Origin of the sequence: Bradyrhizobium sp. 27S5 (genome assembly GCF_037217225.1) — a bacterium.
GTDB classification, from domain to species: Bacteria; Pseudomonadota; Alphaproteobacteria; order Rhizobiales; family Xanthobacteraceae; genus Bradyrhizobium; species Bradyrhizobium septentrionale.
Genome location: NZ_CP147714.1, coordinates 1,073,013 through 1,087,389 on the forward strand (window position 1 = coordinate 1,073,013; position 14,377 = coordinate 1,087,389).

The window sequence follows — 14,377 nt, forward strand, 5'->3', positions numbered from 1 at the left end:
CCGGCTTCTCCCGAGCGTCCAGGCCTGTTTTGATGGGATGGCGCTAAACTAACGGGCCGGCGGATCACGCGAGGATCAGGCCGGCCCGCTTTTTTATAGTTTGAATCAAGCTGTACGGCGCCAGCGCGGACGTCTTCGGGTTCGACGGCAAAGTTGTCGAGCGAATGGAAGCCGAAATTTCACCGAATGCGCCGCGTGCGACGAACGTGTGGTTGTTGCCATCGGCGCCCGGGTCGACAAGCAGACGCACCCGCGTTTTCTCGAAGCCGAGCCCGGCTAAGGCTAGCGCCGCGACGACATTGGCATTTTGCGGGAACTGGAGCGCAGCCGTTCGCGCGTCGCATTCGAGAAATGCCGTAGCCCGCGTAACGGAGGCCAGATCGATCAATTGTTCGGCGCGGGTACCCTTCCAAGCCTTCGGAGCCTTGCGGCCGGAATATTCCACCGAATCGAGGCCGGCTTCGCGAGCGGCGCTGACCGCGTCGATACCACCAAGTGCGCCACCTGGTATCAGCAGGCGGCCGCCTCCACCGGCCGCGGCCGTTCGCAGCGTGTGCTCAAGTGCGGGATCTGCCAACGCGCCGACCGAGGCGACCAGAAGATCTGTCCCGTGCCGGAGGACGGCTTCACCGGTGTCGCGCAAACTCGTGTGGCCCGCGCATTCGACCACAAGATCGGGGCTGGTCGCCAGGAGAGCTCCGATGCTCTCGACGACGGGGATCGAACTCGTCTCAGGTCGTGGGAGCGAAAACGTAGCGGTCACCTCGATGGAAGGGTCCGCTTTCAGATGCTCGATGACAAAGCTTCCGATCGCCCCGTAACCAATCACTGCAACCCTCATTATGGCCTCATCCTAGACGATCGCGATATCCAAACGATGTTGACTATATAGTCAACATCGTGTCAAGCTCTCCGCTTGTGCACGCAAGGCGTGCCGACAACCGCGCGCGATCGAGGTCGCGCCTTGGCAAGCAGCATTTGGCTTTACTCAAGCGGGACGCAACAATGACCACGACTGATGGCGGCACCTCGGTTTTGACGGCGGCGAATTCGGCCTCCGAAATGGATCAGGTATTCCTTGTAAGGAACCCGTACACCGGCGGCGTGGCCTTCAACGTTCGACCTGGCGGTACGGCTCAGGTAGCAAGTAGTGTGCGTGCTACCAAAATGGCGTTCCAAACGTATCTCAGGACTGCCGCCCATCAACGCGCTGCATGGCTCACTGGGGCAGCCGCTGCCATGGAGAGCGCGGCCGCCGACCTCGTCGAGATGACCATCGCTCATATCGGCAAACCGCGTAAGGCAGCCGAAATGGAAGTCAAACGCAGCGTCGCGTTTGTCCGGGCCTGTGCGACGCATTTGCACAGTCTGAAGGGCGAGCTGGTGCCGGTTGACATGGTGCCCAACGGCGCGGGGTTGTTTGGTTTTACTCGCCGCATACCGTACGGCGTTGTGGTTGCGGTCACGCCGTTCAATGCGCCTTCGAACCTCCTGGTGCAAAAGCTCGCTCCAGCGCTGATTACTGGAAACGCTGTCATCATCAAGCCGTGCCTGGAAGGCACGGAGATCGCTCAAGCAATCGCCAAGGCCTTCATCGTCGGCGGTGTCCCGGAGGGGCTGCTGCAAGTCGTTCCCGGTGATCGCGAGGAAGCGCTTTGCTTGGCCGCTCACCCCGATGTCGATGTCGTCACCTTGACCGGAGGCACTGCCGCGGGCGATGCTCTGGCCAGAGCAGCGGGCGCGAAGCGATTTATCGGCGAGCTGGGTGGAAATTCACCCAACATCGTTCTTGCCGATGCCGATCTGGAAGATGCGGTGAAGCGCATCGTTCCGTCGTCGTTCGAGGCGAGTGGTCAGCAATGTATCTCGACGCAGCGCATCATTGTGGAAGCGTCAGTATTCGACGAGTTCCTTCGACGTTTCACTGATGCGGCAAAGCGCCTCAAAGTGGGCGATCCGACGCTGCCAGACACCGATCTCGGTCCTGTTGTCTCCTCACGCGCGGCCGCGAGGATTGTCGCGATGATCGATGACGCGCGCAGTCGCGGTTGCCGCGTAGAGACCTGCGGTGAAGTGGTCGATTGCATCATTCCGCCGACGATCGTGATCGATCCGCCCGTGGGCACTCGCTTGATCAGGGAAGAGGTGTTCGGACCTGTCGTTGTGGTGATGCGCGCCAGCGATATCGATGATGCGATCCGCATAGCGAATGATTGTGAGTTTGGTCTGCAAGGATCATGCTTCACCTCAAGCCTCGCAAATGCGTTGCGGATGTCGCAGGAAATCCACGTCGGCTCGCTCTGGATCAACGAAGCGAGCCGCTTCCGGCTGGACAATTATCCCTTTGGCGGCGTCGGCCGATCCGGTGTTGGACGTGAGGGGCTGCCATACGCGTTCGAAGAATACACGCAGCCGAAATTCACCGGCATTCGGCTACCCTGAGCGGCCGCGATCGGGCTCCTGCAAGGCAGAACCCAGGGATGACCAAGTGAAAGCCTTCAGAAAGCGATCCGCGACGCGATCTTGGTTTAGTCGAGTGGAACCGAGGTCGCGTCGCACGTCTCGGCGATAAAGTCGAGGCAGGCCTGGCCTAGATCCTCCTCGGCGGTGTCGAAGTGTGCGATGATCGACGTGTGATTATGGCCTTTCATCCAGACGAACGGCGGTGCATGGCCCTTCGCAGCCCCCAACCGATGGGCAAGCTCGAAGCAGTACACGTCGATCAAAGGATTTTCGAACTCGGAGCACGCGACGAAGGTTGGCAGACTAGAACTGTCGACGTGCGAAACGGGCGAGACATCGTCATAGGTTGAAACGTCGGGCCCGTAGTATTCGGCAACGCGCTTGGCATTCGGGTTGTCCGCTCTCGCATCCGCCCGTACGCGTCCACTCACGATCAGAACGCCTGCGAGGCCGTGCCCCGTCGCGGGCTGATGCCGTCTATCATAGGCATAGCTTCCGACGTGAGCGCCACCGGCGGAATGTCCCATCAGGAATATCCGATTAGGGTCGACACCTAGGTTCGCCGCGTTGTTTCGCATCCACTGCACGACAGCCGCGATGTCCCGGGTGGCTTCGGGATATCGTGCCTCAGGCGCCAGGCGATAGCCAGCGTTGATGCCGACGATCCCGTGGCGCGCAAAGTAATAGAGTACGTTGGCGTATATCTCCGTACTGCGATGTCGGCTGCCCTCGGTGAAGGCGCCGCCATGGACAAAGATTAGACCAGGCCTTGCCGTGGAAGTGTTGTCAGCCGGCTGGAATACCTCGAACGCTTGCGGTTCGTGTGTTCCATACCTCACCGTCTCAACTTGGATCCCGTCCTTCGGCGAAGACCTCAATACCCTGCTGAATTCCTCCACCATCAGCCTCACATGGCCTTTGGTGTCGCTTGCCCACTTGGGGCCAATCTCCGCCATCAGCACGCGGAGATGAGCAGGAATTTGGGGGCGCTTGGTCACAAGTCGGCTTGCCATAGAATGTCTTCGCTGGTGCGCAAGCTACAGCTTGAGCAGTCGTCTGGCGTTATCGCCGACCAATTTGCGCTTGTCGTCGATCGAAAGCTGAAGTTCTCGGATCCAATTCATTCCATCCTTGTTGGCGACGTAAGGGTAATCCACGGCGAACATGATGCGGTCGATGCCTAGCTCGAGCATGGTGCAGGTCAAGGCCGGCGTCGAGAAGAAGCCGCTACAGGTCACGTGGAAATGCTCACTGAACTGTCTACGGAAGCTTAAGCCTTCCTGACCAGGGCGGGCCAAGGCTTGGTCGATGCGCCAGAACAAGAACGGCAAGGTCTCGCCAAAGTGGCCAAGGATGATCTGTAGCTTTGGATACTTTTCAAGCGCACGGCTCAACACCAGCCGAATCGCAGCGGTTGCCGTTTCAACGGTAAATCCCCAGGCTGGTCGGATCACCGTGGGAAAGTCGCGCGCGTAGTCTTCGTAATAATACTTGGTGACCTCGGAATGTGGCACCGAAGGATGCAGATAGATCGGCACATCGAGCTTCTCAGCAACCTCGAAGATTGGCCAGAAGCGCTTGTCGTCGATGAACAGGCCGTTGGTTAGCCCATGGATCATTGCGCCCCTGAACTTGAGGTCTTTGACGCAGCGTTCGAGTTCCCGCGCCGCCTGTTCGGGCACCGGTGTCGGTAGCGCGGCAAACGCAGCAAATCGACCGGGATATCTAGCGCACGCTTCCGCAAGGCGATCATTGACTCGTTTCGTCAAGTCGACCGCGATTTCGCGCGGGAGCTTTTGGGCAGCCGGCGCTCCATGGGAGAGCACCTGCACGTCGATCCCTGCATCATCCATCGCGCGCAGCCTGGTGTCGCCGATCTCGATGAGCAGATCGGCGACATGAGATTTGTCCTCGCCGGCCGGAAAATGCCGCGCCATCTCCGGGTCCCAATAGTGTTCCTCGATGGCGATAACCGGTGTATCGTTGAACATGGCAATACCTCTTTTCGAACCTCTGACTGGCGTTGGCTCCGGTGAGGTCGATTCCACAGGCCGGGTCCGGTTGCTTTCGAAGCCTATTCTGTTGTTGACTAGATAGTCAACATAAGACATAGTTCGGTCAGCCGTGAAGCGCTGATCCGGCCATGGCTGGGCCGAGCGAATTACGAGCGCTTCCTTTCGGTCCTTATTGGATCGCAATGAAGTCCGTAAGTTGGCTCGTCGCGTATTGGTGGAGACAGAATGAAGCCGCCCGCTTTCGAATATGCCGCCCCCTCGACACTCGCCGAGGCTGTCAGCCTTCTCGCCTCGCGCAACGGAAACGCCAAGGTGATCTCCGGCGGTCAGAGCCTGATGCCCATGCTCGCATACCGTCTGGCCGCGCCAGAGCTCCTCGTGGATTTGAAGCACCTGAAAGATCTTGGTGCGATCCGCATCGGCGTGGACGGCGTCCGGCTGGGCGCTAAAGTGAGGTGGTGCGATATCGAAAATGACCATCGGCTCGCGGTTGGCCATCCACTGCTCGCCGAAGCCATCAAGCACGTTGCGCACTACCAGATCCGCAATCGCGGGACCGTGGGCGGATCGGTGGCGCATGCTGATCCATCGGCCGAGATGCCCGGCATCGCCCTGACTTGCGATGCGCGCATGACTATCGTCGGCCCCGCCGGCACGCGCGTCGAAGCGGCGGCCGACTTCTTCAGCGGTCCGTTGGAGACCAGCCTGGAGCCGGACGAAATTCTCACCGAGGTGCATTTGCCGGCGTGGCCGGCAGCGAGAAGGTGGGCGTTTCTCGAATTTGCACGTCGCAAGGGCGATTTCGCGATGGCTGGCGTTGCTCTTCACTACGATCTCGACAGCGGCGACCGCATCACCGATGCGCATATAGGTGCAATTGGGGTCGCCGACCAGCCAATCCGGTTGACCGAAGTCGAGGTGATGCTGAACGGCAATCAGGTGACCGACAGGTTGATTGCGATGGCTTCGGCAAAAGCACGGCAAACAGTCGATCCGCCGAGCGACATTCATGCGCCTGGCGCATATCGTGCAGCCCTTGTCGCGACACTGCTCAGCCGCGGTCTAAAGAAATCGGCCGTTTAGGAGTTCTAGATGAAGATCGAATTCAGCCTCAATGGCAAACCCGTAAGTGCCGACGTTGAACCTCGTACCACGCTCGCCGATTGCATCCGGGACGATCTTGGCCAAACCGGCACCCATTTGGCATGCGAGCATGGCGTCTGCGGCGCTTGTACGGTCCTGGTGAACGACGAGGCTGTCCGGTCCTGTCTTATGCTTGCAGTCCAGGTACAAGGCGAGCGAGTCGTTACGGTCGAGGGGCTTTCCGGAGATGAATTGACGCCATTGCAGACCGCGTTCCGCAAGCATCACGGATTGCAGTGTGGTTTCTGTACGCCGGGCTTCATTACCACGGCGCATGCGCTCTTGAGCCATGAGCCGCATGCCGACGAGGAACGGATACGAGAGGTTCTTTCAGGTAACCTCTGCCGATGCTCGGGATATGTTCCGATTATCGAAGCCGTGCTCGAAGCTCGCAGTTCTTACCAGGGTTTCGGGAGCAAGTGATGAAGGCCTCCAACTCGTATATTGGCCGCCCGATGGAGCGCGTCGAGGATTTGCGCCTGCTTCGCGGCAGGGGCACGTACGTCGCAGACGTGAACCGGCCGAACCAGCTTTATGCGGTGATCTTGCGGAGCTCGACGGCGCACGGCCTGCTCAAGTCGATCGACAGTAGCGGAGCGCTCGCGCTGCCGGGTGTACATCGCGTACTAACCGGCAAGGATCTAGGCGGCAAGGTTCCGCGGATTCCGCTGCGCTTGCAGCCGTTACCGCAGCTTGAGCCGTTTCACCAGCCGGTTATTGCCGACGGCAAAGTCCGCTATGTCGGTGAGCCCGTCGCGGTAGTAATTGCCGAAAGCGCGGCGATTGCTGAAGACGCGCTGGAGCATATCCTGTTGGATATCGAGCCGCTGCCAGCCGTAGCCAATCGCGAGCATGCCGAAACCAAGCGATCCGTATTGTTCGAAGATCACGGCTCCAACCTTGCGATCACTTGGGAGGCGTTTCGCGGTGATGCCGACGAGGCCTTCAAAAACGCGGACTACATCCGCCGGGAGACGTTCAAGGTCCAGCGTCACGCTGCAATGTTCATGGAGCCGCGTGGCTTCGTGGCTGAATGGGACGCGGCGGTTGGGAAATTGACGGTTTGGGGCGCAGCAAAGACTGCCTGGCATAACCGCCGCACGCTTGCCGCTCAGCTCGAACTGCCGATCGAGGCGGTGGATCTCATCGAGGTCGATGTCGGTGGCGGCTTTGGTTCGCGTGGCGAATTTTATCCGGAAGACTACCTCATCCCTGCGGCCGCACGCATCGTGGGCCGTTCGGTGAAATGGACCGAGGATCGCCGCGAGCACCTCATGAGCGCCAACCATGCGCGCGATATGGAGTGCGACGTCGAGTTCGCGGCTATGCGTGACGGTCGCTTCATAGGTCTGCGTGGGCAAATTTGGTCGGATATTGGCGCCTACGTCCGCACCAATGGATCGGTCGGTCCGCGCAATATCGCGCAATATATGTGTGGTCCATACCGCATGGAGCATGTTGATCTAAAGAGCTCGATGCTGACCACCAACAAGACGCCGTGCGGTACCTACCGCGGCCCAGGGCGCTACGAGACCGACTTCGTCCGCGAACGCATGATCGATCTAGCCGCCCAGGACTTGAAGATCGATCGGGTCGAACTGCGCCGTCGCAATCTGGTGGCCGACGCGCAAATGCCCTATCCGTTGCCTTCAATCACACCGTACGATAGTTCGACCGAGCTCGATAGCGGCGATTATCACACCGTTTTCGACCGCTGCTTGAAAGAATTCGACTGGGAAGAAAAGAAAAAGCTGAGTGGCAAGCTGATCGACGGTTACTACCACGGTATTGCAATCGGCAGCTTCATCGAAGGGGGCGCGGCGGGGCCGAAGGAAGAAGTGCGTCTGGTGCTGGAAACCGGCGGTGCGCTGTCGGTGTATATGGGATCATCCTCGGTGGGGCAGGGTCTGGAAACCATCATGGCCCAGATCGCAGCCGACGCGATGGAGATGCCATACCACAAGATAACGATCCTGCACGGATCGACCGCCTATGTGAAAGATGGCTACGGCGCATATCACTCTCGCTCGACCGTGATGGGCGGCTCGGCAATTCTGTTGGGCGCCGAAAAGCTGAAGGAGTTGATCAGAAAAACGGCAGCGGAGCGACTCGGCTGCAAACCGGAGGAAGTAATTGTCGATAGCGAACGAGCCGGCTTCGAAGGGAACCTGCTTTCGTTTGCGGATTTGTCGGAAACGCCCCTTGAGGTCGAAGCCGAGTTCCTCAACAAGAAATATACTTGGGCCTATGGCACGCAAGCCGCGCATGTCGCCGTCGATCCAGGCACCGGCTACGTCAAGGTGATGGAGGTTATGTCGGTCGAGGATGTTGGCCGCATGATAAATCCGCTGACGTTGCACGGTCAGGCAATTGGTTCGATGGTTCAGGGCCTCGGCGGCGCCTTCCTCGAGCATTTGGTGTATGACGACGAAGGACAGCTCCTGACCGGCTCCTTTGCCGACTATCTGCTGCCCACAGCCTCGGACTTTCCGAAATTGGATTCAGTGACGCTGGAGCTCAAGCCGTGCCCGAACAATCCGCTCGGTGCCAAGGGCGCCGGCGAGGGCGGGCTTATTCCAGTGGGAGGGCTTATGGCCAACGCCGTGGCGGACGCGCTGTCGCATCTCAATGTTCAGCCGATGCAGCTGCCGCTGTCGCCGCCGCGAATCTGGCAACTGGTCGAGGAAGCCGAGGCATCTCACGCTAAAACTTAGTCATTTTGCATTTGATTTTCGCACGCGGTTGCGCTCTGTTCGTGCACCAGAATTGGGGCGGCCGCAGCCTGAGCGTCGGCGAATGCAAAGCCGATTGGCGAAATGAAATGCTGCTGAGGTATCGCTCTCATAGATGAAGGGAGCCGCGTTTTGGCGCGTCGTAGTAGTGACCCGGCTCGCGTACGCGAGAAGATATTGAAGCTGGCGATCGAAGAATTCGCTCGCATTGGGTTCGAGGGCGCGCGGGTTGACCGCATCGCGGAGCGATGTGGTCTAAGCAAGAACATGCTGTACTACTACTTCAAATCCAAAGAGGGCCTGTTTGTTGCTGCCCTTGAACGGATGTACGAAGATTTTCGCAATCAACAGCGCGACCTTTCCGTCCGCGCGAGCGACCCTGTGCTCGCGCTGAAACAGCTAATCGAGCACACCTTCGTTGCGCTCGAGAGCAACCCGAATGCGATCCGCCTGTTGAACGAAGAGAACAAGCACCGCGGAAAATACATTCGCAAGTCGAAGCGGATTCGGGAGCTCTACAATCCGCTCGTTGAAACTCTCAGTTTCGTCCTGGATCGCGGTAGTCGAGACGGAATCTTTCGCTCCGGTTTGGACCCCGCAGTTGTGTATCTGACGCTCTCGTCGCTGTGCTATCATTATCTCTCCAACCAATACACGTTGGAAAATGCGCTCAATAAGGACTTGAGTTCGGCATCTTCACGAGAGCAATGGCTTAAGCACGTTACCGATCTTGTCCTGCAATATTGCGTGTTGGATCCCGGAGTAGCCTTGGATCGGAAATCGAACGTCAAAGCGCTCGCAGTGATTCCTGGCTAAGTATTTCATTCGCCCTGAACGAATGAGCATGAGCAGCTTCTTCTAGGGCATTTCTCGATCGTGCATTAAGCCGAGACCGCTGGAAAGTGTAGAGGTGGCAGGATCTTCGTAACTTCAACGAGGTCCACCTCGGTCCGAGGCCGTCAATCCGCTCGCCAGCATTTGCTATTGAGCGGGACCAGGGAGCTGTGACGCGCCAGTTCGGCCACAGTAGATCATCCATGCTGTCAGCATCGGACGTCGAAACTAGCCGAAACTCTGGAGCGCGATGGTCGACGGCGCTCCGCGTGCCTCTTGTGCCAAACCAGAATGCACGTGTGCCCATCGGTGGCGACGGCTCGACCAATATTTCGGCGCAGACACGCGGATCGGGCGATCCTGTTCCGATCGAGTTAGCTAAATTTCAGGCTGGACAACTTCAAAAATTCAGTTAACTATATAGTCAACAGAAATAGAACCGGCGCATGTGGCGCCTTGGCGTAGTTCTTGCTCCCTTCGAGAGCGACTGTCAGCCCTATGGGAAGGAAACCATGATTGCCTTGAAGGTTAAGCCGGTAGGTGGCGCATATGGCGCTCTGATTCCGAACGCAAGCGGATCGAAATCGCCAATGATCCATATCGCCGCTCTCGAGAAGCGGTTCAGGACACGTTCTGGCGAAACCGTAAAAGCGTTGACAAACGTTGATCTTGATATTCAGGAAAACGAATTCATTTCGGTGGTCGGTCCGAGCGGGTGCGGCAAGACGACACTGCTGCGCATCCTTGCGGGCCTGGAAGGCGCATCGTCAGGCGTCATTCAATGCGACCAAACCCGGATCGCTGGGCCACGCTCCGACGTTGGCGTGGTGTTCCAGCAGGCGACGCTCTTGCCATGGAATACCGTGCTGGCCAACGTGCTGTTGTCGGCACATCTCAAGAGCGACCGGTCGGAAGCGACGGTAAGGCGCGCTGAGCGCTTGCTTGCATTCATGGGACTGACCGAGTTCGCGCGGAAGTATCCCTTTGAACTGTCCGGCGGCATGCAACAACGTGTCTCGATCTGCCGGGCATTGATGCGTGAGCCGCGGATCTTGTTGATGGACGAGCCGTTCGGCGCGCTCGATGCGATGACGCGCGAGGCGATGAACATGGAATTGATGCGGGTTTGGTCGGAAGAGAAGAAGACCGTTATCTTCATCACTCACAGCATTCCGGAGGCGGTGTTGCTCGGCGACCGTGTCGTCGTCATGTCACCGCGACCAGGGCGGATATCCGAGATCATCGACGTTGATGTCGGTCGTCCTCGCACGCTGCAGACAATGGCAACACCACGCTTCGGAGAGATCTGCGATCACATCCGGAATATTTTCGGAGCGCAATCCCTGACGACAACATCCCTATGAGTAATCCAATGAACCCGTCGCGAGCCCATCTATTGCAGTCGATCGCCGTCGCGGTAGCGCTGATAGCCGTTTGGGAAGGAATTTGCCGAGGGTTTGAGGTTTCGCCCATCGTGCTTCCTACCCCGAGTTCGATCGTGGTCAGGCTGTATGCGTTAGTCACGAGCGGAATGATCTGGCCGCATCTGTGGGCAACGTTGGTCGAGGTGCTGAGCGGATTTGTGCTCGGATGCCTCGCCGGTTTGGTCATTGGTGCAATGATCTCGCTCATTCCGGTTTTCGAGCGACTGGTCTATCCCTATCTCGTCGCGCTGCAGACCTTGCCGAAGGTCGCCATTGCGCCGCTCTTTATCATTTGGTTCGGCTATGGCGTGACGTCGAAAATTGTAATTACGGCGCTCGTCTGCTTTTTTCCGGTGTTGGTCAGCGTGATCGCCGGCTTTCATTCCACTGATAAAGATCAACTCGACATGATGAAGGCGTTCGGCGCCACCAAACTGCAGACATTGATGCGCCTGAGAATTCCTTCGGCATTGGTGTTGATCTTTGCTGGTCTCGAGATCGCTGCTGTCCTTGCTGTAATCGGCGCCATCGTTGGCGAGTTTGTCGGCGCTCAAGTGGGACTCGGGTATCTCGTGGTAACGCTGAACTTCAGCATGGATGTTGCCGGCGTCTTTGCTGTGTTGATTGTGTTGTCGGCCATTGGCTTGGTGATGCACGGCCTGATGAGGTATGCCGCGCGCAGGTACATCTTCTGGATCAGGCGTAGCGATGCGCCCGTCATGACGTGAAGCAGTCGGGAGATAATGATGTCGACCATGTTGCGTAAGCGCCGATTGTTCACGGCGGCGGCCACAGTGCTGGTATTTTGTCTCGGCGGTATGCAAAGCGCGAGCGCGCTGGAGAAGGTGCGATTGCTGATCCCGGTTCGCAATATCGACGAAGCGTTCTCGCCATTCGTCGTCGCGAAAGAGAAAGGGTACTTCGCTTCCGAAGGCTACGACGTTACGTTGATTGCCGTTGGCGGCTCCAACGAAGCGGCAATCCAGGTGTCGGCGGGCAACGCGGAAGTCGGCGCCGCTTCCCCGGGCGAAGCTCTGCTTGGAGTTCAGTCCGGTAAGCTGGGCATCCGATACTTTTACGGGCTCTACTATTCGAATATCTGGTCGGTCGCCGTACTACCTGATAGCCCGATCAAAGCGCTCAGCGACCTGAAGGGCAAGAAGCTGGGTGTTCAATCGATGGGGAGCGCCGGGACGACGTTTGGCCGCGCGTTTGTGCAGGCCGCCGGCATGGATCCCAACAAGGATATTTCCTTTCTGCCGATAGGTGTGGGGGCGCAGGCCGTCACGTCGATCCGTCAGAAATTCGTCGACGGCGCCGTCTACTGGGATGCCGCGCTGGCCAAGTTCAGGTTCTCGGGTCTCGACCTTCGCGAGCTACCGGTCGCGGAAAATCTGCGCTTGCTGCCGGATGTCGGCTTGCTGGCACGTACACAGACGATCGAGAATAGCCCGAAGATGTTAACCGGAATTGGGCGGGCCATCGCAAAGGGCTACGACTACTCGATGGCGAATCCCGAAGCTGCGGTCCAGATCACCTGGAAAGCATATCCCGAGGCCGCCTCCAAGAACCCGGATGGCGCCGCAGCGCTCAAGGAAGGAGTGACCGTCAATCAGGCGCGGCTCAGCATTTGGAATACGCCCAAGATTGGTGACAAGCATGGGACGCTGGTCCCTGACGATTGGAAGCGGTTAATCGACTTCTTCGTCGACCAGAAGGTCTTACCGGCTCCCGTAGCTATCGATCATGTTCTTACCAATCGATTCATAGATGGCATCAACGACTACGATCGAGCGGCCGTCATCAACGATGCGAAGAAGGACGGCGCCTCGAAGCTCCAGGGCGGTTGAAGATCGTCACCCCCCGTCGAAGCGGATGGCGGCGGAGTTCTGCAGTCCCATACCGACGGCGAGGAGGGGCGGGCCCAGGGCGGCATCGGCGAAGTTGCGAACCGCTGACAGCTTCGCGGTGACAGCCGCCATCGTGCTTCGAAGTCACGAGTTCAATGCCGAGATAGACCTTGTAGCCAGTCGAAAGGTGGGCAAAGGCATTGAAGCCGATCTAGCCGATGGAGTCGGCATAACCGGCGATGAGGGACAAGAAGGATCGCCCGAAGTACTGCACGCTCAAAGTCAGTTGGCTGCCAAAAGGCCGATCCGACAGGCCACAGTGAGCGATTTGACGCCCCAAATCATCGGGGCGCCGGTCGTGAAGCGAACTGCTCTGCCCAAACGCGGCTCAGTGTCTCGTATTCCGAGACGTCCATGGGGTGATCGATCGGCGGATACCGAGCCAAGTTGCGCTGCAACGCTTCCAGCTGCTTGGCCAGCTCGAGCCTTAGTATTTCAAATACTCGCCGGCATTTTTGAGAAGTCATACAGTGTCTCCGGAGCAGCAGTCGCCAGTGGCTGCCGCTTGGACTATTCGTTGACGGGGCTGGCGAGGATCTTTCCAACCGTCACGCATCCCATTGTTAGATCGTGTTGACGAGACGGTCAACATAATCCACAACAAACCTTCCAATGACAAGAGCCCGGCATTCAGCCGGGCCAAGTCAGGGAGGAAACGCCGAGGCTGCACGCTGAGCACCGCCGCGCATGGCTTTGGCCGGCAATCCGCTCGTCATCTCAGCGTGCCCCTATTCGCATGCTGTATGCGGTATTTTCTACCGAAGTCCGGCTGCGACGCGCTGAAGTTGAGAATTTTGTGTTGGTTCCGTCGCGCTATTTTAGCCGGCAGGGCAGTAAATTGGATCGCCGGCCAGGATCAATTCCAGATTGCGGACTCGGAAGAAGAACGCCGAGTGGCTCAGCGAGATGAGACCCAAGGGCTGTGGAGTCGCCGACGATCACAGCATCCGAGCGGCAACGATTGCCTACCAGCTCTGATCGTTGTGAGCTTTCCAGCGCGTTCAGCTTGCGCCTACCGCCGGCTCATCCGCGTGCGACAACCCGAACGTCACGCCATGCTCTGACCTCGCAGGGAGGGCGGTGGCTTCGTACTTCGCTTTTGCGCCACCGTACCTGGCCATGGACTGGCAAGGTCTGATCTGCACGGGGCGCGTCGTGTCGATGGGAAGCACCGTCTTGTGCGAGATCTTCTTCAGAGCAAGATTGGACTTGATGCTGGAGACGCCTGAAATTCGCGATAGTTTATTTACGATGAGGTCTTCGAGGTCGTCGATATCCGAAGCCAAGACGCGAAGCAGATAGTCGCTATCTCCAGTCATGAGATAGCATTCCATCACTTGCTCCATGCGATCGATTGCACGGGTGAAGTTATCGAGCGAGTTCTGCACTTGCTTTTCGAGCCTCACCTGGATGAATGCGGTCACACCCAAACCCAACATGGATGCATGAAGGATGGTAATTCTGCGATCGATAACGCCAAGCCTTTCGAGGTTTTTGACCCGGGTGAGGCAGGGTGAAGGAGAGAGATTAACTCGAGCGGCGAGTTCGACGTTGGTCAGGCCCGCATTCTGCTGCAGCTCGTTCAGGATCTTGATATCGATTCTGTCCAGCGCCACCACGGTCATAGTGCAGTCCTCCGATGGGAAAACGATACGACTATCGAGGCCCCCGCCCCGCGCGTTGCTTCGCGCGGTGACATCTCGATGACAGCGATGCTAACGCTTCCCTCGGTTGCAGAATTTCGACAAAATGCCGACTTGTATCTAAGAACTGACAATCTGCTCCGCGCCGCACGTTGCTTATCAAACGTTGGAACTGTGGGTAGAATCGACCTCAGATAGAACAAGTGCATCTAC

13 protein-coding genes are annotated in these 14,377 nt (G+C 58.2%); 8 read left to right on the top strand and 5 right to left on the bottom strand.

Annotated elements, in window-relative coordinates; all coding sequences use genetic code 11:
- Nucleotides 1–64: 64 nt before the first annotated feature.
- A complete protein-coding gene (locus WDM24_RS05270; RefSeq protein ID WP_338830648.1) occupies nucleotides 65–841 on the bottom strand; it encodes an aspartate dehydrogenase in 777 nt (258 codons plus the stop codon).
- 164 nt (nucleotides 842–1,005) lie between these two features.
- Here WDM24_RS05270 and WDM24_RS05275 point away from each other — a divergent pair, with 164 nt between their 5' ends.
- Entirely contained in the window at nucleotides 1,006–2,442 is a 1,437-nt protein-coding gene (locus WDM24_RS05275) for an aldehyde dehydrogenase family protein (protein WP_338830649.1), read from the top strand.
- An 86-nt stretch (nucleotides 2,443–2,528) separates the two neighbouring features.
- On the opposite strand, the gene WDM24_RS05280 is transcribed toward WDM24_RS05275, so the two are convergent.
- Complete coding sequence (locus WDM24_RS05280) at nucleotides 2,529–3,476, bottom strand: alpha/beta hydrolase (RefSeq protein ID WP_338830650.1); 948 nt, start codon at nucleotides 3,474–3,476, stop codon at nucleotides 2,529–2,531.
- Between the two features lie 24 nt (nucleotides 3,477–3,500).
- Nucleotides 3,501–4,454 carry an amidohydrolase family protein gene (locus WDM24_RS05285; protein WP_338830651.1) on the bottom strand — a complete coding sequence of 318 codons (954 nt, stop codon included), beginning with the start codon at nucleotides 4,452–4,454 and terminating at the stop codon, nucleotides 3,501–3,503.
- Between the two features lie 249 nt (nucleotides 4,455–4,703).
- On the opposite strand from WDM24_RS05285, the gene WDM24_RS05290 reads away from it, so the two are divergent.
- The 7 genes from WDM24_RS05290 (at nucleotide 4,704) to WDM24_RS05320 (ending at nucleotide 12,461) form a co-directional block, all read left to right on the top strand.
- Nucleotides 4,704–5,561, top strand: coding sequence for a xanthine dehydrogenase family protein subunit M (locus WDM24_RS05290; RefSeq protein ID WP_338830653.1), 858 nt, complete (start codon nucleotides 4,704–4,706; stop codon nucleotides 5,559–5,561).
- Between the two features lie 9 nt (nucleotides 5,562–5,570).
- Nucleotides 5,571–6,044, top strand: a complete 474-nt coding sequence (locus WDM24_RS05295; RefSeq protein WP_338830654.1) for a (2Fe-2S)-binding protein — start codon at nucleotides 5,571–5,573, stop codon at nucleotides 6,042–6,044.
- A complete protein-coding gene (locus WDM24_RS05300; protein ID WP_338830655.1) occupies nucleotides 6,044–8,335 on the top strand; it encodes a xanthine dehydrogenase family protein molybdopterin-binding subunit in 2,292 nt (763 codons plus the stop codon). The genes WDM24_RS05295 and WDM24_RS05300 overlap by 1 nt, the downstream gene beginning before the upstream one ends.
- 195 nt (nucleotides 8,336–8,530) lie before the next feature.
- A complete protein-coding gene (locus tag WDM24_RS05305) occupies nucleotides 8,531–9,169 on the top strand; it encodes a TetR/AcrR family transcriptional regulator (protein ID WP_338830656.1) in 639 nt (212 codons plus the stop codon).
- A gap of 530 nt (nucleotides 9,170–9,699) precedes the next feature.
- Nucleotides 9,700–10,551 (top strand): ABC transporter ATP-binding protein, encoded by an 852-nt coding sequence (locus WDM24_RS05310; protein ID WP_338830657.1) that lies wholly within the window; start codon nucleotides 9,700–9,702, stop codon nucleotides 10,549–10,551.
- Nucleotides 10,552–10,559: 8 nt separating this feature from the next.
- Nucleotides 10,560–11,339 carry an ABC transporter permease gene (locus tag WDM24_RS05315; protein WP_338830658.1) on the top strand — a complete coding sequence of 260 codons (780 nt, stop codon included), beginning with the start codon at nucleotides 10,560–10,562 and terminating at the stop codon, nucleotides 11,337–11,339.
- Between the two features lie 18 nt (nucleotides 11,340–11,357).
- Nucleotides 11,358–12,461: an ABC transporter substrate-binding protein gene (locus tag WDM24_RS05320; RefSeq protein WP_338830659.1), complete on the top strand. Its 1,104-nt coding sequence runs from the start codon at nucleotides 11,358–11,360 to the stop codon at nucleotides 12,459–12,461.
- 6 nt (nucleotides 12,462–12,467) lie between these two features.
- On the opposite strand, the gene WDM24_RS05325 is transcribed toward WDM24_RS05320, so the two are convergent.
- Both WDM24_RS05325 and WDM24_RS05330 read right to left on the bottom strand, forming a co-directional pair.
- Nucleotides 12,468–12,593, bottom strand: a complete 126-nt coding sequence (locus tag WDM24_RS05325) for a hypothetical protein (protein WP_338830660.1) — start codon at nucleotides 12,591–12,593, stop codon at nucleotides 12,468–12,470.
- Between the two features lie 929 nt (nucleotides 12,594–13,522).
- On the bottom strand, nucleotides 13,523–14,146 hold the full coding sequence (locus WDM24_RS05330) for an Lrp/AsnC family transcriptional regulator (protein ID WP_338830661.1): 624 nt from the start codon (nucleotides 14,144–14,146) through the stop codon (nucleotides 13,523–13,525).
- Nucleotides 14,147–14,377 lie beyond the last annotated feature (231 nt).